The 22,726-nt window shown below is 72.6% G+C and carries 18 protein-coding genes and 1 tRNA gene; 5 read left to right on the forward strand and 14 right to left on the reverse strand.

The window, feature by feature from the left end; genetic code table 11:
- Nucleotides 1-51: 51 nt before the first annotated feature.
- From rpsF to F4X11_05010, 7 genes are all read right to left on the reverse strand, one after another.
- The gene (rpsF, locus tag F4X11_04980; protein ID MYN64368.1) at nt 52-483 is read right to left on the reverse strand and encodes a 30S ribosomal protein S6; all 432 of its coding nucleotides are present in this window, start codon (nt 481-483) and stop codon (nt 52-54) included.
- Nucleotides 484-540: 57 nt separating this feature from the next.
- The gene (locus tag F4X11_04985; protein MYN64369.1) at nt 541-1,098 is read right to left on the reverse strand and encodes an aminoacyl-tRNA hydrolase; all 558 of its coding nucleotides are present in this window, start codon (nt 1,096-1,098) and stop codon (nt 541-543) included.
- Nucleotides 1,099-1,125: 27 nt separating this feature from the next.
- The gene (locus F4X11_04990; protein ID MYN64370.1) at nt 1,126-1,773 is read right to left on the reverse strand and encodes a 50S ribosomal protein L25; all 648 of its coding nucleotides are present in this window, start codon (nt 1,771-1,773) and stop codon (nt 1,126-1,128) included.
- 14 nt (nt 1,774-1,787) lie between these two features.
- Complete coding sequence (locus F4X11_04995; GenBank protein MYN64371.1) at nt 1,788-2,720, reverse strand: ribose-phosphate pyrophosphokinase; 933 nt, start codon at nt 2,718-2,720, stop codon at nt 1,788-1,790.
- 71 nt (nt 2,721-2,791) lie between these two features.
- A tRNA-Gln gene (locus F4X11_05000) sits at nt 2,792-2,866 on the reverse strand.
- Nucleotides 2,867-2,954: 88 nt separating this feature from the next.
- Complete coding sequence (gene ispE, locus F4X11_05005) at nt 2,955-4,658, reverse strand: 4-(cytidine 5'-diphospho)-2-C-methyl-D-erythritol kinase (protein MYN64372.1); 1,704 nt, start codon at nt 4,656-4,658, stop codon at nt 2,955-2,957.
- 93 nt (nt 4,659-4,751) lie between these two features.
- Nucleotides 4,752-6,710 carry a tetratricopeptide repeat protein gene (locus F4X11_05010; protein ID MYN64373.1) on the reverse strand — a complete coding sequence of 653 codons (1,959 nt, stop codon included), beginning with the start codon at nt 6,708-6,710 and terminating at the stop codon, nt 4,752-4,754.
- A 105-nt stretch (nt 6,711-6,815) separates the two neighbouring features.
- On the opposite strand from F4X11_05010, the gene F4X11_05015 reads away from it, so the two are divergent.
- Genes F4X11_05015 through F4X11_05025 form a run of 3 tightly spaced genes read left to right on the forward strand, consistent with a single transcriptional unit; the run spans nt 6,816 to nt 10,830 of the window.
- Nucleotides 6,816-6,986 (forward strand): Trm112 family protein, encoded by a 171-nt coding sequence (locus tag F4X11_05015; protein MYN64374.1) that lies wholly within the window; start codon nt 6,816-6,818, stop codon nt 6,984-6,986.
- 23 nt (nt 6,987-7,009) lie between these two features.
- A complete protein-coding gene (locus F4X11_05020; protein ID MYN64375.1) occupies nt 7,010-8,179 on the forward strand; it encodes an O-antigen ligase family protein in 1,170 nt (389 codons plus the stop codon).
- A 41-nt stretch (nt 8,180-8,220) separates the two neighbouring features.
- Nucleotides 8,221-10,830, forward strand: coding sequence for a TonB-dependent receptor (locus tag F4X11_05025; protein MYN64376.1), 2,610 nt, complete (start codon nt 8,221-8,223; stop codon nt 10,828-10,830).
- 39 nt (nt 10,831-10,869) lie between these two features.
- On the opposite strand, the gene F4X11_05030 is transcribed toward F4X11_05025, so the two are convergent.
- From F4X11_05030 to F4X11_05040, 3 genes are read right to left on the reverse strand one after another with little or no spacing between them, the layout of a single operon-like run.
- Nucleotides 10,870-11,619, reverse strand: coding sequence for an SDR family oxidoreductase (locus F4X11_05030; GenBank protein MYN64377.1), 750 nt, complete (start codon nt 11,617-11,619; stop codon nt 10,870-10,872).
- Nucleotides 11,620-11,639: 20 nt separating this feature from the next.
- Nucleotides 11,640-12,968: an FAD-binding oxidoreductase gene (locus tag F4X11_05035; GenBank protein ID MYN64378.1), complete on the reverse strand. Its 1,329-nt coding sequence runs from the start codon at nt 12,966-12,968 to the stop codon at nt 11,640-11,642.
- Between the two features lie 58 nt (nt 12,969-13,026).
- The gene (locus F4X11_05040) at nt 13,027-14,469 is read right to left on the reverse strand and encodes a UbiA family prenyltransferase (protein ID MYN64379.1); all 1,443 of its coding nucleotides are present in this window, start codon (nt 14,467-14,469) and stop codon (nt 13,027-13,029) included.
- 141 nt (nt 14,470-14,610) lie between these two features.
- On the opposite strand from F4X11_05040, the gene F4X11_05045 reads away from it, so the two are divergent.
- Nucleotides 14,611-16,566, forward strand: a complete 1,956-nt coding sequence (locus tag F4X11_05045) for a hypothetical protein (GenBank protein ID MYN64380.1) — start codon at nt 14,611-14,613, stop codon at nt 16,564-16,566.
- 54 nt (nt 16,567-16,620) lie between these two features.
- Here F4X11_05045 and purH read toward each other — a convergent pair whose 3' ends face one another.
- Together purH and F4X11_05055 are read right to left on the reverse strand one after the other, a co-directional pair.
- Nucleotides 16,621-18,327, reverse strand: coding sequence for a bifunctional phosphoribosylaminoimidazolecarboxamide formyltransferase/IMP cyclohydrolase (purH, locus tag F4X11_05050; GenBank protein MYN64381.1), 1,707 nt, complete (start codon nt 18,325-18,327; stop codon nt 16,621-16,623).
- Nucleotides 18,216-18,686: a hypothetical protein gene (locus tag F4X11_05055; GenBank protein MYN64382.1), complete on the reverse strand. Its 471-nt coding sequence runs from the start codon at nt 18,684-18,686 to the stop codon at nt 18,216-18,218. Before F4X11_05055 ends, purH begins: the two co-directional genes overlap by 112 nt.
- Nucleotides 18,687-18,790: 104 nt before the next feature.
- Between F4X11_05055 and F4X11_05060 the strand changes: the two genes are divergently transcribed.
- The gene (locus F4X11_05060; protein MYN64383.1) at nt 18,791-20,185 is read left to right on the forward strand and encodes an L-seryl-tRNA(Sec) selenium transferase; all 1,395 of its coding nucleotides are present in this window, start codon (nt 18,791-18,793) and stop codon (nt 20,183-20,185) included.
- Between the two features lie 38 nt (nt 20,186-20,223).
- On the opposite strand, the gene F4X11_05065 is transcribed toward F4X11_05060, so the two are convergent.
- Both F4X11_05065 and F4X11_05070 read right to left on the reverse strand, forming a co-directional pair.
- The gene (locus F4X11_05065) at nt 20,224-20,412 is read right to left on the reverse strand and encodes a hypothetical protein (GenBank protein ID MYN64384.1); all 189 of its coding nucleotides are present in this window, start codon (nt 20,410-20,412) and stop codon (nt 20,224-20,226) included.
- A gap of 61 nt (nt 20,413-20,473) precedes the next feature.
- Nucleotides 20,474-21,826 carry an FAD:protein FMN transferase gene (locus F4X11_05070; GenBank protein MYN64385.1) on the reverse strand — a complete coding sequence of 451 codons (1,353 nt, stop codon included), beginning with the start codon at nt 21,824-21,826 and terminating at the stop codon, nt 20,474-20,476.
- Nucleotides 21,827-22,726 lie beyond the last annotated feature (900 nt).

The raw sequence follows: 22,726 nt of genomic DNA on the forward strand, positions 1-22,726 counted from the left end.
GCCCCCCCCCGCCGCGCGGCGGCGGGCCTCCCCCCCCGCCGCGGCCGGTGCCTACGGCGCGGGGGCGCCGGCCGCCGCCGCGGGCGCCGCGGCAGCCGGCGCACCGAGACCCGCCGCCGCCCGCCGCGCGTGACGCCGCTGCTCGCGGCTCTGCCGCTGCTCGCGGGCGCGCCCCGCCTTCCGCAGGTCCTCGTCCACGCGCACGATGAGATGCCGCAGAAGCTGCTCCATCACCCGCAGGCGCCGGTCCAGCTCGGTCACCAGCGTGCCCGGACCGGTGACCAACTCGATGACGTAGGTCCCCTCGCGGTGGCGGTCGATCTCGTACGCCAGTCGCCGGCGTCCCCAGTTGTCGGTCTTGTCGATGTTGCCGCCCAACTGCCCGACGATCTCGGCAATCCGTTCGTGCAGCTCGGTGACCCCCTCCTCGGTAATCTCCGGGCTGACGACGTACACAACCTCGTACTGTCGCGTCTCGCTCATTGGTCTCCCTTCGGACTCGGCGGCCGCCGGGACACGGCGGCAAGGAGCCTCGCGGCCTCAATTGAACCGGTTCATCATCCTGTCGATGCCGTCCTCGACGAACGTCTCGACGGCGTCGGCGGCACGCTCGACGGCCGCCTCCATCTCCTCCTGCTCGTCCGCGCCGAACCGCGCCAGCACGTGGGCGGTCAGCGACCGCCGCGTGTCGCCCCGGCCCACCCCGATCCGCAACCTGGCGAAATCGCCGGTGCCCAGAGCCGCGATGATCGAGGCGAACCCGTTGTGGCCGCCGTCCGACCCGTTCTTCCGGCCACGCAGCCGCCCCAGCGGCAGATTGACGTCGTCCGCCACCACGAGCAGCGCCTCCGGCTCGATCCGGAAGTAGTGGCGCAACGCCTGCACCGCCCCGCCGCTCCGGTTCATGTAGGTGAGCGGCTTGGCTAGCATCACGCGGGCGCCGGGCCCGCGCTGCCGCGCCAGGACCGCGTCGGCCGGCGCGCTTTCGAAGCCCAGGTCGAGGCGCCGGGCCAGCACGTCGATCACCTCGAAGCCGACGTTGTGGCGCGTCCCGCGGTACTGCGCGCCCGGATTGCCGAGGCCGACTATCAACCGCACGCGGCCTCCATTCCCGACCCGCGCCACCTAGTCTGCTGCGTCGCCTCCCTCGGCCTCGCCCTCGGCGCCTTCCGCCTCCGCCTCGGTCTCCTCCTCCTCGTCCTCGTCGGCACCGGTCTTGGCCGTGGTCACGTGCACGAGCAGCGTGTCGCGGTCGCTCACCGGCGTCCAGTCCGCTCCCTCGGCCACGTCGCGGACCCGCACGCCGTCGCCGATCATCAGGTCGCTGACGTCGACGTCGACGTGCTCCGGGATCTCGGCCGGCATGCACTCGATCTGGAACTCCCGCGTGACGAAGTCGAGCAGCCCGCCCTGCTGCTTGACGCCGGCCGCCTCGCCGTGGAGCGTCACCGGCACCGTGACGATGATCGCCTTGTCCATCGCCAGGTGGAACAAGTCGACGTGCAGCAGGGCGTCCGTGACCGGATCGTGCTGGATGTCCTTGATCAGCACCTTGCCGGAATCGCTGCCGTCCACCTGCAGATCGACGAGCGTGTTGACGCCCGACTCCGAGTGCAGGATGCGCATCACCGCCTTCGGATCGACGTCGACGGCCACGCTCTCCACCGGCGCCTTGCCGTACACGACGGCAGGCAACCGTCCCGTGCGCCGCAGCCGGCGCGCCTCGTTCTTGCCGCGCGTCTGCCGGGTGGCGGCGACCAAAGTGGCTTGCATCTTTCTCTCTTCTCCTACACGAACAGCGACGACACCGACGTCTCCTGGTGAATGCTCTGGATGGCCCGGCCGAGCAGCCCCGCGACCGACAGCACCCGGACCTTCTCGGACCGCTCGAACGCCGGGCGCAGGGGAATCGTGTTGGTCACGATGAGCTTCTCGAGCGGGGAATCCTCCACCCGCTCCAACGCGGGTCCCGAGAGCACGCCGTGCACCGCGCAGGCCATGATCTCGGCGGCGCCGCTCTCCTCGAGCGCCCGCGACGACTGCTGCAACGTTCCCGCCGTGTCGACGATGTCGTCCAGGAGCACGCACACGCGGCCCCGGACCTCGCCGACGACGTGCATCACCTCGGCGTGTCCGTCCTCGGACCGGCGCTTGTCGATGATCGCCAGATCGGCGTCCAGCCGCTTGGCGTAGGCGCGCGCCCGCTCCACGCCGCCGGCGTCGGGCGACACGATCGTCACGTGGCCCCGGTAGCCGGCGCGCGTCAGGTAGTCGATGAATACCGGCGTCGCGAACAGGTGATCGACCGGGATGTCGAAGAACCCCTGGATCTGCGCCTTGTGCAGGTCCATCGTCAGCACGCGGTTGGCGCCCGCCGCGCTCACCAGGTTGGCGACCAGCTTCGCCGAGATCGGCACCCGCGGCTTGTCCTTGCGGTCCTGGCGGGCGTAGCCGTAGTACGGCATCACCGCGGTGATGCGGGCCGCCGAAGACCGCCGGAAGGCGTCGATCATCACGCACAACTCGACCAGATGCTGATCCACCGGGGTGCACGTCGGCTGCACCACGAACACGTCGGTGCCGCGGATGTTCTCGTCGATCTGAAACGACACCTCGGTGTCGGAGAAGCGCCGTAGCGCCGCGCGGCCCATCGGCACCCCGAGTACGCCGGCGATCTCCTCCGCCAGCGCCGCATGGGCACTGCCCGCGAACAGCTTCAGATCTCCGTTGTGAGTCGGCACGGTTCCTGGTCAGCGCCGCGTTTCTGCGCCCTTGTTGCGTCTCCCGCGGGTGGCTGGGGCGGAAGGATTCGAACCTTCGAATACGGGATCCAAAGTCCCGCGCCTTACCGCTTGGCCACGCCCCATCGGTAGCAGCCCGCGGCGCTCGCCGCACGCGCCGCCACGCGGGCGGACGCACGGAGACGTCCGGCGCGCAAGGCGCGAGCGGGGAGTTTAGTCGATGCGGGCGACGGCGGCAAGACGCGCGCAGGCTACGGCGTCGATGGTGCGGGTCAACAGCACCCCGCCGGCCGCGGCGCCGGGCGCGCGCAGCGCACGGCGGGCTTCCAGCGCCCGCGCGCGCGACGCGAAGAGGCCGAAGACCACCGAGCCGCTGCCGGTCAGCGCGGCGCAGAGGGCCCCTGCGGCGCGCAGGCGGGCGTTCAGCGCGCCGATCTCCGCATGCCGCCGCGCGACCGGCGCCTCCAGGTCGTTGCGCAGCCGCCCGAGATCGCGGCGCCCCCCGCCCGGCGCCCCGGCCCCCCCGCGCGCGCCGGCGGCGGCTTCGGGCGCGTCCAGATCCCACCAGCGGTAGGCGTCCGCCGTCGAGACGCCGAATCCGGGCGCGGCCAGCACCACCCAGTAACCCGCCGCCGACCGCAGCCGGCGCAGCCGCTCGCCCCGGCCCGTCGCCAGCACCGTGCCGCCGCGCAGGAAGAACGGCACGTCCGATCCGACATCCGCGGCGACTCCCTCCAGCCACCGTGCGCTCGCCGACGGCGCCCACCACAGCCGCAAGGCCCGCAGCGCGGACGCCGCGTCGCTGCTCGCGCCGCCGAGCCCCGCCGCGGCCGGAACGCGCTTGCGAATCGACACGCCGACCCCGTCCGGGTCTCCCCGCCGCCCCACGGCGCGCCAGAGCGCCGCCGCGGCGGTCCAGACCAGATTGCCCCTATCCGCGGGGACCCAGGGCGCGGCGGAGCGGACCGTCAACGGACCGCGCCGCGGGGCGATCGAAAGGGTGTCGTGCAGCGCGATCGACTGCAGGATCGTCGACACCTCGTGGTAGCCGTCCGGGCGGCGCCCCAGCACGCGCAGGTCGAGATTGATCTTGGCCGGAGCGCGAACCCGCAGGCGGCGGGGCGAACCGCGGCCGGTCACGGCCTGGCCGCCGCATCTCCGGCCGGCGGCGACGCCTGCTCCAGAGGCGACCCGCCGCGCAGGCCGGCCAGCGAGACCGGCGTGTAGCCCGCCGGCACATCGACCTCGAACGCGGCCGGATGCAGGGTGATGTTCATGCTCACCCGCGACAGCGTCCCGCTCAGGTCGGCGCCGCCCCGCGGGCCGTCCACCCGGATCCGGAGCCGCCGCGGCAGGCCGCGGACGTGCGCCGAGTACTCGACCGTCAGATCGCCCCGCCGGCCCGCGGCGACCACCTGCTCTCCCTCCGCGCCGCGCACGTAGGCCGCCGCCCCGCCCTCCAGCTCCACCGTCACCGACCCGTCGGGATGGCGCCGGGCGGCGGTGGCGACCGGGTCCGGCGCAAGGCACCCGGTCAGCAGCGCATGCACGTCCGCGGGAGCCAGGGCCAGGCCGGCCAGCGCCTGCAGCACCTCGGCCGGCCGCGCGTCGCGCACCACCTGCGCGTCGCGCGGCAACAGCAGCGTCGCGCTGTCGTCGCGCGCGACGAAGACGAACAGGGGCGCACCGAACGGCGCGAGCGCCTCGATGCGCAGCGAACCGGAACGCTCCGCCGCCGCCCGCATGCGGGTGCGCCGCAGAGTGGTGTCGCCCGACCGGCCGCCGAGCACGAGCAGGAATTCCATCGTGCGGACGCCGCGGCAGGGCGCCGCGACCCGTTCCCAGAAGGCGGCGTGGTCGGGCAGGGGCACGCCGCCGCCGTCCGGCACCTCGATGCCGCGGCGCGACGACGCGCAGGCCGCCGCGAGCAGCGCGACGGCGAGCACGGGGATTCGGAAACGCCGGAGTCCGGCGGGCGCGCGTGCCGGCACGGGTCGTTCGCGGTGGAGGCTACCGATCCAGACGGCGTTGCGCGTCCCTGATCTTGCGCTCGATCGCCGCGGGATCGATTTCCTCGCCGTCGCCGTCCAACGCCCTCCGCCAGGCGGCGATGGCCTCGTCGTACCGCTCCAGCCGGTGGAGCAGATCGCCGAGGTGATCCTGAACCACGGAGTTGCGCTGCAACTGATCGCCGGCGGCGCGCAGCGGGGGCTCGGCCAGATCGAGCCGATCGAGCTTGAAGTACGCCCATCCCAGGCTGTCGAGATAGGAGCCGTTGTGCGGATCCCGCTCGATCGCGCGGGCGATGAGGGCCACCGACTCGTCCAGGCGCTCGCCCCGGTCGGCGAGCATGTAGCCCAGGTAGTTCAGCGCCTGCGCGTGCTCCGGATCCCGATCGAGCACCCGCCGGAACGCGCGCTCGGCGTCGGCGAACCGGTCGCTCTGCTCGAGGACGGCGCCGAGCAGGAACAGGATCGACGTCTCCGCCGGGAACTGCTGCTGCGCCGACTCCAGCACCAGGACGGCTTCGCGCAGCCGGTCGTGCTCGCTGTAGAAGGACGCCAGGGCCAGGTGCGCGCGCGGCACGTCCCGGTTCTCCGCGAGCAGATCCACCAGCAGGTCCTCGCCCCGCTCCAGGTCGCCGCGCCGGCCGTGCAGGTCGGCCTCGATGATGGCCAGCGTCAGGTTGCGGGGGCTCGCGTCGCGCGCCCGCGCCAGGAGCCGGGAAGCGTCGTCGTGGCGGTCCCCGTCGACGTAGGCCTGCGCCAGCCGCGCCTGGAAGCCCGGACTGGTGGGCATCAGCGAGACCGCGTCCTCGTACACCCGCGTCGCGCCCGCGGGATCCTCGAGCCACTGGTACGCGCGCCCGAGCTGGTCCAGCATCTCGGCCAGCAGCCGCTGCGGGCGCATCGTGCGCGCCGGCTCCAGCACCGGCGCCAGCGTCTCGACGACGCGCTGGTACTCGTGCCGGCGCTCGAACACCTGGGACAGCACGTAGGGTCCCCGCAGTCCGTCCGGCTCCAGCTCGATCAGCCGGCGGGCGGCCGACTCCGCCGCGTCGAAGTTGGTGAGGGCGATCTCCACCTCGGCCAGCATGTGGTAGCTGGCCGTGTCGCGGGGGCGCATCTCGAGGATGCCGCCGAGCACGTCGCGGGCGCTCACCGGCTCGTTGCCCTCCAGCAGCGCCGCGGCCAGGCGGCGGCGGACCCCGGCGCTGCGCGGATTCAGGGCCACCGCGCCCCGGTAGGCCTCGGCCGCGTCGCGCCAGCGGCGGGCCTGCTCGTAGAGCTCGCCCAGACGCGCCAGCATCCGGAACGTGGGCCGGGTGCTGCCCACCGCCTCCTCCAGCGTGCTGAGCGCGTCGTCGTGACGGCCCGCCTGCTGGTAGGCCTCGGCCAGCAGGACGCTCGCCAACGCGTAGGCGAGCTGATCCTTGGACAGGTCCTCGAGCAGCTCGATAGCCTCGTCCGTCGCGGTCGCTCGCAGATAGAAGCGGGCCAGCGTCAGCTCGACCTGCAGGTCCGGCACCACCGATCCGCGCGCCTGCTCCAGGTGCGCGACGGCCCGGTCGACGTCCTCGCGGGTGCCCTCGCGCAGGGAGGCCGCCGCGGCGTAGGCCAGCCCCAGCACGCGGTGGGCCGAGCGGTTGTCGGGCTCGCGGGCCAGCGCCTGTTCGGCGGCTTCCACGGCGTCCTCGGCGCGGCCGGCCCGGGCATACAGCGCGGCCAGCTCGGCGAGCGGCTCGCCGGCCGCCGGATCGAGCCGGGCGGCCTCCCGGAACGCCTGTATGGCGCCCTCGGTATCGTCCAGCCCCTCCAGGTGCCGGCCGAGCATGAAACGGGAGTACGCCTCGGCGCGCGCCGGCGAGTCCGATTCCGCGGGCGCCTGCGCGGCGGCAGGCCCGGCGATCACCGTAACGAGCACCGGAAACGCGACAGCCAGGGAGACAACGCGGGCCGCATAACACATGCCCGCGATTCTTCCACAGGTCGGGCCCGGCGACAAGACCGGTCTTCCGGGCGCGGGCCCCGCAACGGCGCGGCGCCGACGTTCTGCTATAGTGAGAACTCGATCATGGGCATCGATCCGGAACTGCTCGCGATTCTCGCCTGCCCCTCCTGCAGGGCGCCGGTCAAGCTGATCAACGACGGCGCGGCGCTGAAGTGCTACAAGTGCCGCCGGGTCTTCCCGATCAAGGACGATATCCCGGTGATGCTGATCGACGAATCCACCGTCGATCCGTAATCGCCGCTCTCCGGCACGCCGTCATGCCGCTGCGCATTCCCGCCGCGTCGAGGCTGGACACCATCGGCTGGACCGTGCTGCTGCTCTTCGTCTTCGCCCTGCCGCTGTCGATCGCGGTCTCGCAGATCCTGCTGACGGTGCTCGTCGGCGTCTGGCTGGCCGCCCGCGCGGCGGGCGCCGAGCGCGGCCGGACGCCCGCGTTCTTCACGCCGCTGCTGGCCTATGCCGCGTGGACGCTCGCCGTCAGCGTGCCGTTCTCCCTCGCCCCGGTGACCAGCCTCGTCGAGTCGCGGGAAGTGCTGCTGTTCCTGGTGGCGCCGATCGTGCTCGCCCTCGCCCGCGGCGAGCGCGCCCGGACGGTCGTCACCGTGGCCCTGGCCGCCGGCGCGGTCAACGCGGTCGCCGGCATCGTGCAGTACGGCATCCTGCAGTACGACAACCTCGGACAGCGGCCCAGCGGATCCATGGGGCACTACATGACCTACGCCGGGCTCCTGATGCTGATGCTCTGCGCCGCCCTGTCCCGGCTGCTCTTCGACGCCCGCGACCGCGCCGGCGCCCTCGTCGTCCTGCCGGCGCTGTCGGTCGCCCTCGTCGTCACCCTGACCCGGAGCGCATGGATCGGCGCCGCCGCCGCGGCCGGCCTGCTGCTCGTGCTGCGGGACCGCCGCCTGCTCGCGCTGGCCCCGGTGGCCGCCCTCGTCTTCGTGGCCATCGCCCCGGCGCAGGTGACCGACCGCCTCTACAGCACGTTCGACCTCCGGGACCCGACCAATCGGGACCGGCTGGCCATGCTGACGGCCGGGACCGGGATGATCGGCGACCATCCCCTGACCGGCATCGGCCCCGGGCTCGTCGAGGAGGTCTACGCCGACTACCGCCCGGCGAGCGCGGTCAACGAGACGAACCCCCACCTGCACAACGTCCCGCTGCAGATCGCGGCCGAGCGCGGGCTGCCCGCGCTGGCCCTGTGGGTGTGGTTCGTCGCCGCGGCGGCGCGCGATCTCGTCCGCCGGCTGCGGGATCCCGCGTCCCGCACGCTGGCCGCGGGCGCACTGGCGGCGCTGGCCGCCATGCTCGCGGCCGGGCTGTTCGAATACAACTTCGGCGACTCCGAGTTCCTGATGCTGCTGCTGGTCCTCGTGACCCTGCCGGCATCGGCCGCGGCCGGTCCGGCGCCCCGGCCCGCCTGAATCCGCCAAACCTGCCCGGCCGCCCGCACGTCCTTTAGATCATGAGCACGTCGGCCCTCCTCCGCGCTCCGTCTCGTCTCCGTCGGCCTCGGCTTCATCGGCCGCCGCCACTTCGGCCGCCCCGGTCCGGCCGCGCGCTCGGCGGCCTGCTGGCGCTGGCGCTGCTGCCGGCCGTGCTCCCGGCGCCGGCCGCCGGAGCCGTCGCGGGGGTGGAGGCCGCCGCGCAGGCGAATCTCGCCGCCCGGGCCGACGATCCGGCGCCCCGGGTGGTCACCGGCATCGTGCTCGACGGCGCCGGCAACGCGCCGATCGCCGCCGCCACCGTCGCCAGCGGCGCCGAGACGGTCGCGACCGACGCGGACGGCCGCTTCTCGGTGACGCTCGCGCCGGACGACGACGGGCTGCGGATCGCGGCCGACGGCTACCTGGAGACCACCGTCGCCCTCGAGCCCGCCGTCGCCGGGTCGGGCGCCACGCTGGAGATCCTGCTGTTCCGCAACACCTTCGCCGAGACCGTGCAGGTCGTGTCCGCGCCCGCCGCCGCGCCGGAGCGGGCCGCCGCCACCCCCATCGCGGCCGAGGAGGTGTTCGAGGTCGCCGGGGCCTTCGACAACATCTTCCGCACCCTGGACACGCTGCCGGGCGTGGCGTCGACGGGCGACTTCGGCAGCCGGCTGGCGGTGCGCGGCGGCACGCCGGACCAGAACCTCACGGTGATGGACGGGGTGGAGATCCACAACCCCTACCGGCTGTTCGGCCTCGTCAGCGCGTTCAATCCGGAGACCGTCGAGCGCTTCGAGCTGACCGCGGGCGGCTTCGGGGCGGCGTACGGCGACCGGCTCTCGTCGCTGCTGATCGTCGACAACCGGGTCGGCGAGAGCGACTTCTCGGGATCCACGGCGGCCGGCGTCACCGACGCCAACGTGGTGCTCGAGGGCGGCGCCCCCGGCGGCGGATCGTGGCTGCTGAGCGGGCGGCGCACCTACTACGACCTGGTCGCCGGTCTCGTCACCGACCAGAACCTGCCCGCGTTCGCCGACGTGCAGGCCCAGGCCCACTGGACCTTCGGGCCCGGGCACCGGCTGGCGCTGTTCGGCCTCACCAGCCGCGAGAACGCCGACTTCCGGTTCGACGACGAAGAGGACGAGGAATCGCGCGACAGCGGACGCCTGGTCTCCGAGGCCGGCAACGACCTCGTCTCGCTGCGCTTCGACGCGCTGCTCGGGGGCGCGGCCACGTCGCGCACCATCGTCTCCTGGTACCGCAACACCGACGTGCTCGGCGTCGACGCGACGTTCGAATCGTCGGCGCGGCGGTCGAACGCGCCCGACGACGCCGTCGGGGCGCTGACCAGCGTGGTCTTCGACCGCGACCTGTCGGTGCGCGACCTCTCGGTGCGCCAGGAGCTCGCGTTTCCGCTATCGCCCGCCCACACGCTCGACACCGGGGTCGAGCTGCACCGGCTGGCGTCCGGCGCCGGGCTCTCCATCACCGGCGACCGGAACGAGACCGTCGCCAACCCCTCCAGCGTGCGGGGCGGATCGGGGCTGCCCGACAGCCTCGACTCGTCGCTCGGCGGCACGCGGGGCGGCGCCTGGATCCAGGACCGCTACACGATCACGCCGCGGCTGTCGGTCGAGCCGGGCCTGCGCCTCGACTGGAGCACCGTCAACGGCGACGCGGTCCTGTCGCCCCGCTTCGCGGCCACGGTGGCGCTCGGCCGGGCGAGCCGCCTGCGGATCGCCGGCGGCCTCTACACCCAGAGTCCGGGCTACGAGAAGCTCATCCAGTCGGACTACTTCTTCGACCTCTCGCCCACCGTCGTGACCGGGCTGCGCCACGAGCGGGCGACGCACCTGGTCACCGGCTTCGAGAAGGACCTCGGCGCCGACACGCTGTTCCGCGTGGAGGGCTACTACAAGACCTTCGACGACCTCATCGTCGGCGGCCTCGAAGCGGAGGCCGAGCGGCGCGCCCGCGTCGCGCGCTACGACTTCCCCGCCGCGCTGCAGGCCAGCGTCCCGGCGGCGGCCAGGATCACCAGCACGCCGGTGAACGGCGGCGGCGGCCGGGCCTACGGCGCCGACGTCTACCTGGTCCGCAGCGACCCGGCGGCCCGGCTGGCCGGCTGGCTCTCCTACGCCTGGGGCCGCGCCGACCGCGACACCTACGGCCTGCGCTACCCGTTCGAGTACGACCGCACCCACGCCTTCAACGCCGTCGGCCGCTACCGGCTGGGCGACCGCTGGAGCATCGCCGCGACCGCGCAGGTGGCCACCGGTTTCCCCTACACCCCGGCGGTCGGCGTCCGCGTGGCGGGCGAGGAGGATGCGCGCGGCCGCCTCGTCCCCGCCCGCGACGCCGGCGGCGCCCTGGTCTACACCGTCGACCTCGGCGGCCTCGACGCCCTGCAGCGCGGGCGCCTGCCCCACTACGCCCGCGTCGACCTGCGCATCGCCCACCAGCCCGGCGGGCCGTCCGGCCGCTGGTCGTGGTACGCCGAGGTGATCAACCTGCTGAACCGCGACAACCCGGTGGAGTTCCAGACCGAGCTGGCCCACGACCCGGACCGCGGCGTGCCGCGCATCGTGGAGAGCCCCAGCGCGGGGTTCCCGATCATCCCGTCGTTCGGCGTGCGGATCCGGTTCTGACCACGCCCGCCCGCACGAACTCGGCACCTGCTCGCCCCGCTATATCCGCATCCTCTTGAACAGGCGTTCCGGCACCAGGCGGATGGCGAGCATGATCGCCCGCCACACCCGGCGCACGTAGACGACGTCCCGGCGGCGCCGGATCGCCTCGACCACCGCGCCGGCGACCTCCTCCGGCGTCGCGGTCAGCAGCGGCGGGAGTTCCATGCCCTCCGTCATCCGCGTGCGCACGAAGCCCGGCTTGACGGTCACGACGTGAACGCCTGATGACGCGAGCCGGTTGCGCAGGCCGGACAGGAACGCGGTGAATCCCGCCTTGGCCGAGCCGTAGACGTAGTTGGCGGCGCGGCCGCGGTCGCCGGCGACGGAGCTGACGCCCGCCAGGACGCCGTTGCCCCGCGCCTCGAACCGTGCCGCCAGGGCGCCCATCAACAAGGCCGGCCCCACGTAGTTGGTCCACATCACGAGCTGCGCGGCGGCACCGTCGCGCTCGCTCGCCTGCTGATCGCCGAGCAGGCCCACCACGCAGACGGCCGTGTCCGGGCACGGATCGAGCGCTTCGGCCAGCGCCGCGCCGCCGTCCGCGGCCAGCACGTCGCACACGTGCTCGGTCACCGCCACGCCGGTGCGCACCCGGATGTCGTCGGCCTCCGCTCTCAGCCGCGCCGGGTCCCGCCCGGCGAGCTGCAGTTCGCAACCCTCGCGGGCCAGTCCGAGCGCGATCGCGCGACCTATGTCGGAGGTCGCGCCGATCACCAGAGCCAGACCGATATCGTCTTTCGTGGGCATGGCTATCGCCGTTCCGGCGTTCACAGCGCCAGGCGCCGGGAGAGCTCCGACGCGAACTTCCGGGGTGCGCCCCACGCGTTCCGTACCGCCTCGAAGGCGGCATGCTGCGGATACCCCTCGCGCATCCGTTCCGGCCGGCAGCAGGCGTCCTTCGCCAGGTAGACGCGCCCGCCGTGCGCGTGGGTAATCCCGTCCAGGGTGTCGACCAGGGCCAGCGTCCCCCGGCGCAAGGGCAGGTCGAGCGCCAGCGTGTAACCCTCGGCCGGAAACGACATCAGGCCCTCGCCGGCCGGGCCGAATCGCTTGAGGACGGCGAGGAACGAGCCCTGTCCGGCCGCGGACGCGCAGCCGAGGAGCGCCGCGAGACCGGCGGCGCTTTCGCCGACGGGCAGCACGCACTGGTACTGGACGAAGCCGCTCCGTCCGTACAGCCGGTTCCACCCGTCGATCCGATCCAGCGGAAAGAAGAAGGGATCGAAATGCACCGGCCGCGGGCCGGCGCGCGCGCGTCCCCGCCGGTGGTACAGGCTGTTGAACAGGCCTACCGACCAGCGGTTGAGCAGCAGCGACGGGGCATCGACGGGCACGCGGATCCTGCCCTCGGGGGCCGGCCGCAACGGCCGCGACGCCAGTGCGGCGGGCAGCGCGCGGCGATGCATCGGCGCCCCCCGCAGGACCAGCGATCGGCCCAACCGCCGGCCGCGCGCCAGACAGTCGATCCAGGCCACGCTGTACGGCCAGCCATGCGACGCCTCGAAGACCGCCATCGCCGCGTCGAGATCCGCCGCCGCCACGGTCTCGGCCAGCACGAAGGACGTCTCGATCCGCTGCATCCGGAAGCTCGCGGACAGAATCACGCCGGTGAGCCCCATGCCGCCCAGCGTGGCCCGGAACAGGTCGGCGTCCTGCAGCCGGCTGCACACGCGGATCCCGCCGTCCGCCGTCGCCAGCGTCAGCGCCTCCACGTGGGCTCCGAATGTCCCGTCGCGATGGTGGTTCTTCCCGTGCACGTCGGCCGCGATCATGCCGCCGACGGTGACGAACTTCGTCCCCGGCACGACCGGCGGAAACCACCCCCGCGGCACGAACGTCCGCAGGATGTCGTCCAGACCGACGCCCGCCTCGCAGGTCAGCACGCCCGTGTCGGCATCGAACGCCTGCATCCGCCCCAGCCCCAGCGTCGAGAGCGTCAGGTCGCGGTTGAGCGCCGCGTCCGCGTAGGACCGCCCCTGCCCGCGCGCGATCAACGTGCCGGGGCGGGCCAGCACGCCGCCCAGGTCCTCGGGTCCGCGCAGCGCCGCCGTGCCGCAGTCGACGACCGGATACCGCCCCCAGCCGGAGATCTTCACGCCGCCGACTCCCCGACCGTTCGGCCCGGCTGTCTCCGCCCGAGCCCGGCCGCTTCCATCACAGCACCGCCGCGCACGCCGCCGCGGCGCCGGCGGCGAGGGTGGTCAGCCAAGTCACCCGGTCTCCGACGGCGAACAGGACCGGGTCGTCGCCCAGCCTGCCGCGGTCGGCCAGCAGCGTCATCCGCCCGAGCCAAGTGACCAGCAACGGCCCCACGAGCCACAACACTTCCGGGCGGCCGTAGAGAGCGCGCACCTCGGGGCTCTGAATGTACAGCGCCAGAACGACGACCGACGCCATCCCGCTGGCTGCCGCGAACCCGGCGAGGACCGCGCGATCCTCTACCGTGTAGGCGCGACCGGGTAGCGCCGACTTCCCCGTCGCCCGCAGTACCGACAGCTCGCCCTGACGCTTGAGGATGGCGAGGGCGAGAAAGACGAAGAACGCGAACGCCAGGAACCAGGTCGACACGGGGACCGCGATTGCCGCCGCGCCCGCGAGCGTGCGGACGGTGAAGAGCAAAGCCAGCACCGCCACGTCCACGAAGACTCTCCGTTTCAGCACCAGCGAGTAGGCGAAAGTCAGCAGCACGTAAGCGGCCACGCAGCCCCCTGCCGCCGCGGACAGACCGAAGGCCGCGGCGACTCCTCCCGCCACCAGCGCCACTCCCAGACTGCCAGCCGGCAACAAGGGCAGTCGACCCGCCGCCAACGGCCGCCGACGCTTCCGCTGATGCGCGCGGTCGTACGGCAGATCGAACAGATCGTTCAGCAGGTAGCCGCCCGACGCCGCGGCCGAGAGGGCCCCGAACAGTCCGGCCACTACCAGATAGAGCTCCGGGCGCGTCTCGTGGGCGGCGACGATGGGCCCGAACACCACCGCGTTCTTGATCCATTGGTGCGGCCGGAGGGCCAGAACGTAGTCGAGCGCTCGTCCGCCGGACCCGGGCAACAACCGCGCCTCGCCGTCCAAAGCTCGGATCGCCTGCGAGAGACGGCGGGAGAGCCCCACTCCGACGGCGCGTCGCGCCCGCCGCCAGACCGGAAGATCGCGCCGCCGGCTGCCGACGTAGTCGAACCCGCCCTCTCCGAACCGCTCGACGAGGACCGCGGACCGGGCGGCCCCGACCAGCATCGTCCCGCGGCCCGAAGCGAGCCAACCGGCCGCGCCGACGGCTTCGGCAAGCGGCGCTACCAGGCGTCCGTCGGCGCCCGACGCCAGCCATATCTGCCGCCCCGCCTGCCGCGCGGCGGCGATCTCCGCCGTCACGGCCTCGTTCAGGGACAACGTCGCCGGCAGCGGTGGGGTCAGAAGGGCCAGTCTTCGCCTGACCGCGGCACCGCCGTCCACGATGGACAGGGCCGCCCGCAACAGCAGACTCAACACCGCTAGCGGCGAGACCGCGGCTAGTCGCGTCACCGCCTCGCTCAGCAGGCCGCCCCGCACCAGGGTCCCGTCGACGTCGACGACCAGGGGTACCGAAACCTCGCTTCCGACCACGCCCCCTCACCCCTGCCGGTTGAACGGCCCCGCCGTTCCGCACGGCGTGCCTGATTCTGTCCCCTCCACCTATAATCGCGGCGGATCCTACCACTGCCGCCACACGGCGCGGTTCGGGCTTCCATCCGTGAAGGAGTCGGGATGACCTGGCATGCAGGGTTGGCGAACTGGCTCAACGGCGGGCTGCGGCGCCTTCACAGCGTCGCACGGAGCTGGCAGTCCGTGGCGTTGTGCGCGATCGCCCTGAGCGTCGCCCTCACGACCAGCTGGACGCTGTCGGGGCAGTTACGTCTCGGCGGCGACGAACCACACTACCTGATCATGTCCGCCAGCGTTGTCCGCGACGCGGACCTGGAGTTGCGCAACAACTACTGGTCGGACGCCATGACGCGCGAGATATATGGCCCCGTCGACGAGCATATCGTGCCCACGGACAGGGGTTGGTCGCCGATGCACACCCCGGGGCTCGGCGTTCTGGTGGCTGCGCCGTGGGCGTTCGGCGGCGTGCTCGGGGCGCGGCTCGCCCTGTGCGTGCTCGCATTGTCGTTGCTGACCCTGGGCAGTTGGCGCTGGATGCGCGAGAGCGTCTCCCCCGGTGCGGCGCGGTTCGCGGTCCTGGGTGTCGTCGCCAGCGTGCCGGCGGTCTTCGGCGCCTCGCAGATATACCCGGACCTGCCGTGCGGCGTAGCCGTCCTCGCGCTCGTCACGTGGCTGTGGAGCACGTCGCCGCGCTCGTGGTGGGGTTGGGCCGGGTACTGGCTCATCGCCGGGCTGCTCCCCTGGCTCCATACGAAGTACCTCGCCACATCGGTGGTGCTTGCCGTCGTCGGTGGATGGCGGACCTGGCGCGACCGCCGCCGCGCCATGCTGGTGCTTCCGGCGCTCTTCGTCATCGGCAGCGGATCGCTGATGTGGTGGCACCTGCAAACGTACGGCGGCGTGCTGGGTTGGCGACGTCTAGGTCACCTCGGAACCGACTCCCTGCGGGTACTGGAGATCTTTCTCGGACTGCATCTCGACCAGGGACAGGGCATGTTCTTTCAGCAGCCGCTACTGCTGCCGGGACTCGTCGGACTCGGCTACATGGCGCACCGGCGCCACCCGCTGACCGTGCCGTGGCTGCTCCTCTACGGCTCGCTGATCGTGCCGAACGCGATGGAGCTGAACTGGTACGGAGGCGGCGGGCCCGCCGGGCGTTTCGCCTGGTCGGCGATGTGGCTGTGGCTGGTTCCGCTGGGCATCTGGCTCAAGGATGAGCAGGCGGCGATCGAACCATACGTTCGGCCCATCGTCCTGACGGGACTGGCGTACCAGGCCGCGCTGGCGACGCGGTGGGTCCAGACGCCCTCCGCGTTGTTTCCCTACTACTCGGAGCTGGTGTGGGAGCGTAACTCGCTGCTTCCTGTCGACCTGCGCTACTCCGTTCCCAGCTTCTATTTCTGGGACTTCGAACGTTACCTCTCGTATCTCCCCAATGTCGTCTGGGTGATGGCGGCGGCGCTTCTCTTGATTACCGGCTTCGTGTGGAGCACGCCACGGCGGAATCGCCTGGGAATCGTCTGGTCGGTGGCCGTGGCGCTGGCGGCGTTCGTGCTCCCGGTCCAGCCGACGGCCGATTCGGCATCCCGGGCCGACCGCACGCGTGCGGCGGAGATCATCCGGTCCGTGCGCAGCGACACACGCCACCGATTCGAGGCCGAGCGCATGCCGCCGCGCTCGGACTCCACCACTATCGCGGATATGCAGGCGAGCGGAGGTGGCGCACGGGCCAGCCGGCCCGCGCATGAGAGCGGGTACGCCGTCTTCGGACCCTGGATCGATCTCGATCCCGGGTCTTATCGAGCGCAGGTGGCGCTTCGACTCCGAAGCGCCACGGAGGTTGCCACCGCGGCAAGGTTCGACGTTCGCGCCACCGGGAACGACAACCTTGCGTTTATCGAGGTACCGGCTGCGCGACTGACCAGCGACCGCTACGCGACCTTCAGCCTGTCCTTCGAAACCGATGAGGTGCTGCGCCGCGTCGAGCTGCGGGTGCGGGCGCATCCGAACGCGGACGTTCTCGTCGACTACGTCGACCTCGTGCCGCTTCTGCCGTAGGCTCGTCCTCCGATGGTGACGGCGTCGCGTGGCACCCTCCGCCAGCGCGGGCCGTCAATGCCGGAAGTGGCGCCGGCCGGCGAAGACCATCGCCATCCCGTGCTCGTCGGCGGCGGCGATCGCCTCGTCGTCGCGCTTCGACCCGCCCGGCTGCACGACCGCGGTCGCCCCGGCCGACGCGATCGCGTCGAGCCCGTCGCGGAAGGGGAAGAAGGCATCCGAGGCCGCCACGGTGCCGGCAAGGCTCTCTCCCGCCTTCATCACCGCCACGTTGACCGCATCCACCCGGCTCATCTGCCCCGCCCCGACCGCGGCCAGGCGATCCGCGCGCGAGAAGATGACGGTGTTCGACTTGACATGGGCGCAGACCCGCCACGCGAACCGCAGCGCGGCCCACTCCTCGTCGGTCGGCGGGCGTTTCGTGACGACCCGCAGCACGGCGTCGTCCGCCGCCACGGCGCCGTCCGCCCACGGGCCGGCGCTCTCGACCACCCGGTCGCGCTCCTGCACGAGCCACGCGCCCAGGATGGACCGCACGTCGCGCCGCGCAGCGTCGCCGCCCCCGCCGAAGTCGGCCTCGACCAGGCGCAGGTTGGTCTTGCGGGCCAGGATCTCCCGCGCCGCGCCGCTCACCGCGGGGGCCACCACGCACTCGATGAACGTCTCGGCGACCACGGCGGCGGTCTCACCGTCGAGCGGGCGGTTGAGGCCCACGATGCCGCCGAACGCGGACAGCTCGTCCACCCCCCGGGCCGTCGCGTACGCCTCGCGCAGCGTCGCCGCGATGGCCGCCCCGCACGGATTGGTGTGCTTGACGACCGCCGCCGCCGGCTCGTCGAACTCCAGGACCAGGCGCGCCGCCGCGTCGAGATCGAGCAGGTTCGTGAACGACAGCGCCTTGCCCTGCAGCACCCGCGCCCGGCCGAACCCCCAGGCGCCGTCCGTGTACAGCGCCGCCCGCTGATGCGGGTTCTCGCCGTAGCGCAGGTCGCGCACCTTCGGCGCCTGCACGGCAAGCCGGTCCGGCACGACGCCCGCCAGGTTGAACGGCGCGCGGGTGAATTCCGGTCCGGCGGTGTCCACGGCGTCCAGCGCCGCCGCGATGGTCGCATCGTAGGCGGCCGTGTGCGCGAACGCCTTGCGGGCCAGCTCGAAGCGCAGCGCCCGGTCGGGCCCGCCGGCGTTCCCCAGGGCGTCGGCGACGCGGCCGTAGTCGGCCGGGTCCACCACCACCAGCACGTCCGCGAAGCTCTTCGCCGCGGCGCGGACCATGCCGGGACCGCCGATGTCGATCTGCTCGATCAGCTCGTCGAACGTCGCCTCCGACGCCGCCGTCCGCGCGAAGGGATAGAGGTTCACCACGACGATGTCGATCGGCTCGATCCCCTGACCGCGGATCGCCTCCATGTCGTCCGGCCGGCCGCGCCGCGCCAGGATGCCGCCGTGCACCGCCGGGTGGAGCGTCTTGACCCGTCCGTCCAGCATCTCCGGAAACCCGGTCACGTCGGACACCGCGGTGACCGGCAGATCCGCCTCCGCCAACGCCCGCGCCGTGCCCCCGGTCGACACCAGCTCGGCGCCGCGCGCCACCAGGGCGCGGCCGAGGTCGGCGAGGCCCGTCTTGTCCGAAACACTGAGCAGTACACGCATCACGGCCCTTTGATCCTGCCGATGCCGGCCGCGGCAAGCAGCAACCAGACGAGCGGCAGCCACAGCTCGCGCGCGAAGGGAACCGGCCGATCGTCTATCAACACCTCGCATTCGCCGACGCTGCCCACGAGATGGTACAGCTCGCGCAGCTTCGAGGCGGCGCCCGGGCGATAACGCGCGCAGTGCCGGAGCTGATCGCCGGAGCCGACGATACGGTACTCGTCAGCGGCGCGCGCCAGCGCGAGCGCCTGCTCGAAGTCGTCCCCAGCGAACGGCGGGAAGCTCAGCGTGATGGAGAAGGGACGCTCGGTCGCCCCGAACAGCACCGCGTGGAGGTCGGGATCCATCGCCGCCAACTCCTCGGGCGTCGGCTCCTCCGGCAGGTCAGCATAGGGCCAGAACGTCTCCTGCGGACGGTGGTCGGGGGGCTCGCCGGGGGTATAGCCCGGTGGAATCCGGCTGTCGCTCATCGCTCGGGGGGTGGCCGCGCGATGGTATGCTGAACGGCCGGAGCCCGGCAAGCCGATCCCCGCCCGAGCCCTCGGTGAGTGCGATTCGCGCCCGGCCCGCCCCGATGCCGTCTGGACCCCGTCTCATCCCGTCGATCGAGCAGTTGCGGCAACGCCCGGCGGTGCAGCGCCTGGAGGCCCGCTACGGCCGGGACGCCACGGTGCAGGCGATCCGCGCCGAGGCCGCGGCGTTGCGCGAGCAACTCGCGGCGTCCGCCGTCGAGCTGCGCGACGCGACGGGCGCGGCCGAGCGGATCGAGGCCGGCCTGGAGGCGCGGCTGCACGCCGACCTCGCCCCCTCGCTGCAGCCGGTCATCAACGCCAGCGGCGTCATCGTGCACACCAACCTCGGCCGCGCGCCGCTCGGCCCCGCCGCCATCGCGCGGTTGGGCGCGCTGGCCGGCGGCTACACGAACCTGGAGTACGACCTGTCGTCCGGCGGGCGCGGCTCGCGGGCGGTACACGCCTCCCGGCTGCTGGCGCGGCTGACCGGCGCCGAGGACGCCGTCGTCGTCAACAACAACGCCGCCGCGGTGCTGCTGGCGCTGGCGGCGCTGGCGGCGGACCGCGAAGTGGTCATCTCGCGCGGCGAGCTCGTCGAGATCGGCGGCGGATTCCGCGTGCCGGACGTGCTCCGCCAGTCGGGCGCGATCCTGCGCGAGGTGGGCACCACGAACCGCACCCGCGCCGCCGACTACGCGGCGGCCGTCGGCGACCGCACGGCGCTGCTCCTGCGCGTCCATCCCTCGAACTTCCGCATCGAGGGCTTCACCGAGCGGCCGGCCCTGCAGGAGATCGTCGACCTCGGGCGGCGTGTCGACCTCCCGGTGGTCGAAGACCTGGGCAGCGGACATCTCGCCCCGCTTGCCGGCATCGACGAGCCGACCGTGCGCGGGAGCATCGAGGCCGGCGTCGCCGTCTGCACCTTCAGCGGCGACAAGCTGCTCGGCGGCCCGCAGGCCGGGCTGATCGCCGGCCGCCGCACGGCGCTCGACCGCATCCGGTCGCACCCGCTGATGCGGGCGCTGCGGGTCGACAAGCTGACCTACGCCGCGCTGGAAGCGACGCTGATCGAGCACGCCGCCGGACGCGCCGGCGACAACGTGCCGGTGGTGCGCATGATCGAGACCCCGGTCGCCGATGTCGAGGCGCGCGCCGCCGCGCTCCGGTCGCGGCTCGCGGAAGTGGGCGGGCTGACCGTCTCCATCGCTTCCACCGAGGCGACCATCGGCGGCGGGAGCACGCCCGGGGTCACGCTGCCGAGCCGCGCCCTCGCCGTCGAGGTCGCCGGCCGAACCCCGGACGATCTCGCGGCAGCGTTGCGCGGCGGCGTACCGCCGGTGATCGGCCGCATCGCCGACGAGCGCCTGCTTCTGGATCTGCGGTCGGTGGACCCGCGGGAGGACGACCACCTCGCGGAAGCCGTCGCCAACGCGGCCCGGGCGCAGAACCGCGCCTGACGACGAAGAAGACTCCGCTTGCCGCGGGATGATGGCGGTCAGGATCCGGCCTGGGCGTCGGTTCGCCGTCGTGGGCACGCGTCGCAACGCAACGACCGCCCCTCGGCATCGACGACGTCCGGGCCGCCGCACGAGCCGCGCAGGCAGGGGTACTTGAACAGCAGCCCCACCGCCATGACGAGCATGACGCCCGCGATCATCCCGGTGGTCAGCAGGAACAGGCCCATCTCATTCCCATTGTAGTGCCGGCGGGACGCCGCGGCGCGTCCTCCACGACGACGTCCCCCACTACCGGCCCACGGCGGCCGTGAACGCCGGCGTCTCGCGCTCGACGAGGCCGCCGGCACCGTCGTCCTCGACGAACAGCGCGGCCCATCCCTGCTCGACCGCCAGCGCATGGCCTTCTTCCGGCCCGAGCACGTTCAAGGCAGTAGATCGCGCGTCGGCGAGCGCGCACCGCTCCGCGACGACGCTCACCGACAGGAGCCCGTGGGTCACCGGACGGCCCGTGCGCGGATCGATGGTGTGCGACACCCGCGCGCCGTCGAGGTCGTAGAAGTTGCAGTAGTCGCCGGAAGTGGCGAGGGCGGCGTCGGTCAGGGGCAGGATGGGCTGCGCCGCCGGCGCGCCCGAGACCGGCCGCTCGATGGCGACCCGCCACGGCGTTCCCTCCTCGTTCGTGCCCGCACCGCGCAACTCGCCGCCGATCTCGACCAGATGGTCCTCGAAGCCGATCTCGTCGAGCAGAGCCGAGATCGCGTCGACGGCGTACCCCTTCGCGATGGCCGATAAGTCGACCACGAGGTCCGGCCGTCGCTTCCGCAACGTCCCCGCCACCAGGTCCGGCTCCAGCAAGCCGGCCCCGACCCGCGCCCGCAGCTCCGCAAGCACCAGCCGGTCCGGCGCCGCCAGCGCCCTTCCGCCCGGTCCGAAGCCCCACGCCTCCGCCAGCGGACCCACCGTCACGTCGAACGCACCGCCGCTCGCCCGGCTCACCGCCAGGGCCTCGGCGACGACGCCGAGCGTCTCCGGCGACATCCGCTGTGGCTCGGTCGTCCGCGCGCGGTTGAAGCGCGAGAGCTCGGACTCCGGACGGTAGTGCGACATCCGCCCCTCGATCCGCTCGAGAACCCGGCGCACCTCCGCCGCGACGGCGGATCGATCGATTTGCCGGTCGGCGGGAACGAGGGCACGTGCGGACGCCTCCGGACGAGCATGTGCTTCACCCGCGCCGGGGATGGACACGACGGTCACGGCGAACGTCGTGCCCATCGTCTCGCCGCTGATCGTCCAGCGCTGCAGAACCGCGCCGGATTCACGTTGCGCCGTTTCCGAACATGCCGGCGGCGCCAGCGCGATCGCGGCCAGAGCGAGGCCGCACAACCCTCGCCGCCACGCTGAACGCATGCCCATGCCGCTCGAAACCCGGTAGATGCCCTCGGCGGCGACCCGCACGCGGCGGGCGGCCGGCTTGCCGCCGCCGGCCTTCGATGCCCGCCGCTCCCTGAGTGGCTGCGCCGTCGCTATGGTAGCCCGTCGATCCTGAAATCGGAGCTGCCGACTCTGGTGATCGACCATCCGTTGCCGCCGAAACGAGCCGTACAGAATCGGCCGCTGCCGAAAGTGGACAGGGAGAAACATCCCCCGCCGAGAACGCTGAAGGTTGCCCCGCGGTGGGTGCAACTCTCTCCCGGACTGTACACCTGCCCCACGCGGCAAGCCGATGACCCGCCGACGCGGGCCTCCACCGTGACGGCGATGCGCTGGGTAGCCGACAGCCCCTCCGGATCCCGCGCGGTCACCGTGACGGTCGCCGACCCTTGCGAGCGGGGCGTCAGGGTAACCGTGCTGCCCGAAACGGTCGCGGCGACGACGCTGCTGCGGGTGGAACGGACGGTATAGCTCAGCGCATCGCCGTCAGGGTCACGGAAGTACCCCGCGGCGTTCACGCTGCGCGCGCTCCCGCCCGCGGTCAGGGTCTGGGCAGGAATCGCACCCACGGCCTCCGGCGCCCGGTTGCCACCCGGTGGAGAGGAACCCCGGCGTGCCGTGAACGTCAGGCCCAGAGAGCCATTGCAGGGCGACCCGAACCTCAAGTTCATGGAACCTTCGACGGAATCGGCGTTGACGACCCTGCCTTGGGTGTTCACGTGGATCGACACGCCACTCCGCGAGGTTGTCCCGGATCCTGAGAATTGGCCGTTCGAGACACTCATGTTCCCGGCCTCAATCGAGAGATCCGAAACCCTACACGGGCCTACTGTCGCGTTGATACCCGACACGGTGAGGGTTGCTCGATTGCCGCTTATCTCGATGCGGACACTTCCGCCTCGCGAGTGCTCCCCGGTAAAGGTGCCATCAGGAAGCGAGGGGGTTGCATCAGCATCGCGGCACCGAATCTGGAAGACGATCCGACCCGGCGGAAACTCGGCGATGCTGCCCGCATCGCAGGCCGACCCGACGGGAGGAACGAACGTACGCATATGGGCTCTCCTGAAACAGGTATGGGTGGGTTGAGGGCGATCTGCGGGGGGACGGGAT

Source organism: Acidobacteriota bacterium, assembly GCA_009861545.1.
Classification (GTDB): Bacteria; Acidobacteriota; Vicinamibacteria; order Vicinamibacterales; family UBA8438; genus WTFV01.